Here is a 2,196-nt window from a genome sequence, read left to right as displayed (position 1 = left end):
GACGCTGACATCCAGCCCGCCCGTAGGTTCGTCCATGAACACCAGCCGCGGCCCGGTCACCAGGTTGCGCGCGATCTGCAGCCGCTGCTGCATCCCACCGGAAAAGGCCTGCGGGCGGTCGTCGACGCGGTCCTGGGCGATTTCGACCCGGTCCAGCCAGTCGATGGCGGCGGCGCGGATGTCGCCGTAATGGCGCTGGCCCACGGCCATCAGCCGTTCGCCGACATTGGCCCCGGCGCTGACGCCCATGCGCAGCCCGTCGCGGGCATGCTGGTGGACATAGGCCCATTCGGTGCGCGCCAGCCGGCGGCGTTCGGTTTCGGCCATCGCCAGAACGTCGCGCCCGTCATAGGTGACGGTGCCCGCATCGGGGCGCTGATGCCCGGCAAGGCAGGACAGCAGCGTCGATTTGCCCGACCCGCTTTCCCCGACGATGCCCAGGACCTCTCCGGGCCACAGATCAAAGCCGACGCCGGTGCAGCCGATCCGCGCGCCATAGCGGCGTTCCAGGGTCCGGACGGACAGGATGGGGGCGCTCATGCGGCCTCCGCGGCCAGGCGGCCCCTGTGCCCGGCGGCGACCCGCGCGGTGCAGAAATCGGTGTCGGAACAGACGAACATCCGCCCGCCTGCGTCATCGGTCACCACCTCGTCCAGATAGCTGGCGTCAGCGCCGCACAGGTCGCAGGCGTGATCGGCCTTCGAGGGGCTGAACGGGTGGTCGTCGAAATCCAGGCTGACGACATGGGTATGCGGGGGCAGGGCATAGATGCGCTGTTCGCGCCCCGCCCCGAACAACTGGATCGCCGGACTGTCCGACAGTTTCGGGTTGTCGAATTTCGGGATCGGCGACGGGTCCATGACATAGCGCCCCTCGACCTTGACCGGATAGGCATAGGAGGTCGCGATGCGGCCGTGCCGGGCAATGTCCTCGTACAGCTTGACGTGCATCAGGCCGTATTCCTCCAGCTCGTGCATCTTGCGGGTCTCGGTCTCGCGCGGCTCCAGAAAGCGCAGCGGTTCGGGGATGGGCACCTGATAGACCAGGATCTGGCCCTGGGTCAGGGGCGTCTCGGGGATGCGGTGGCGGGTCTGGATCAGCGTCGCGTCGGCGGTGGCGGTGGTGACGGCGACCCCCGCCGTGCGCTGAAAGAACGTGCGGATGCTGACCGCGTTGGTGGTGTCGTCGGCGCCCTGGTCGATTACCTTCAGGCGGTCGTCGGGGGTCAGGCAGGCGGCGGTCAGCTGCACCCCTCCGGTGCCCCAGCCATAGGGCATGGGCATCTCGCGGCTGGCAAAGGGCACCTGGTATCCGGGGATCGCCAGCGCCTTGAGGATGGCGCGGCGGATCATCCGCTTGGTCTGTTCGTCCAGATAGGCGAAGTTGTAACCGCTCATAGCAGCCCCCGTCGGATCAGGTCGTCCTCCAGCGCGGCGGGATCGGTGAAATGATGCGCGGCCATGCCTGCGTCGCGCGCGCCGGCGACGTTGCGGGGGCTGTCGTCGATGAACAGGCACTGGTCGGGCGCCACGCCCGCCCGGTCGCACAGCGTGGCGAAGATGCGCGGATCGGGCTTCAGAACGCCCTCGATCCCCGACACGATGGTGACGCCAAAGGCTGTGGCCAGCCTAGGATGGGTCGCAAGGCCGATGGGCCAGGTCTGCGCGGACCAGTTGGTGATCGCGTGGACCGCGTGGCCCCGCGCCCGCAGGCGGTCCAGAAGCGCCCATGTCCCCTCGATCGGCTCGCGGATCGAGGCCGCGTGTCCAGCCCGATAGGCCAGAAAGGCCGCACGGTCGCGGGGATCGGCGATCGCCTCGGCCAGATCGTCGAAGCACGCGCCCCCGTCCGCGCGCTGGTTCAGCGTGACGAAATCCACGCGATCCAGGAAGGCAAGGACCGACGCGCGGTCGCCCAGCAGGGGCAGGAAGGCGGCCACCGGGTCCCACCGGACCAGCACGTTGCCGATGTCGAAGACGATCGCCTTGATCATTGCGCATCCTTTGCGTTGTCGTCCCGCAGCCGGCGCACCAGCTCCAGTTCGGCCTGGAAATCGACGTAATGGGGCAGCTTGATGTGCTCCAGGAACCCCGTCGCCTGGATAGTGTCGCAATGCGACAGCACGAATTCCTGGTCCTGCGCGGGGGCGCCGGTGAAATCCTCGCCCAGTTCCTGCCAGCGCAGGGCGCGGTCGAC

At 68.4% G+C, this 2,196-nt stretch carries 4 protein-coding genes; all 4 read right to left on the bottom strand.

Annotated features, from left to right (window positions below):
- A partial coding sequence (locus TW83_RS15820; RefSeq protein WP_045983745.1) for an ATP-binding cassette domain-containing protein occupies positions 1-540 on the bottom strand: 540 nt, incomplete at its 3' end.
- On the bottom strand, positions 537-1,397 hold the full coding sequence (locus tag TW83_RS15815; protein WP_045983744.1) for an alpha-D-ribose 1-methylphosphonate 5-phosphate C-P-lyase PhnJ: 861 nt from the start codon (positions 1,395-1,397) through the stop codon (positions 537-539). The genes TW83_RS15820 and TW83_RS15815, both read right to left, overlap by 4 nt.
- Positions 1,394-1,993, bottom strand: a complete 600-nt coding sequence (locus TW83_RS15810; RefSeq protein ID WP_045983743.1) for an HAD family phosphatase — start codon at positions 1,991-1,993, stop codon at positions 1,394-1,396. Before TW83_RS15810 ends, TW83_RS15815 begins: the two co-directional genes overlap by 4 nt.
- The coding region (locus TW83_RS15805; RefSeq protein WP_045983742.1) for a carbon-phosphorus lyase complex subunit PhnI at positions 1,990-2,196 on the bottom strand (207 nt) is incomplete at its 5' end. The genes TW83_RS15805 and TW83_RS15810, both read right to left, overlap by 4 nt.

Origin of the sequence: Paracoccus sp. S4493 (assembly GCF_000967735.1) — a bacterium.
GTDB lineage: Bacteria > Pseudomonadota > Alphaproteobacteria > Rhodobacterales > Rhodobacteraceae > Paracoccus > Paracoccus marcusii.
The sequence above is the reverse complement of the archived record's forward strand: the minus strand, read 5'-3'. Positions and strand labels throughout refer to the sequence as shown.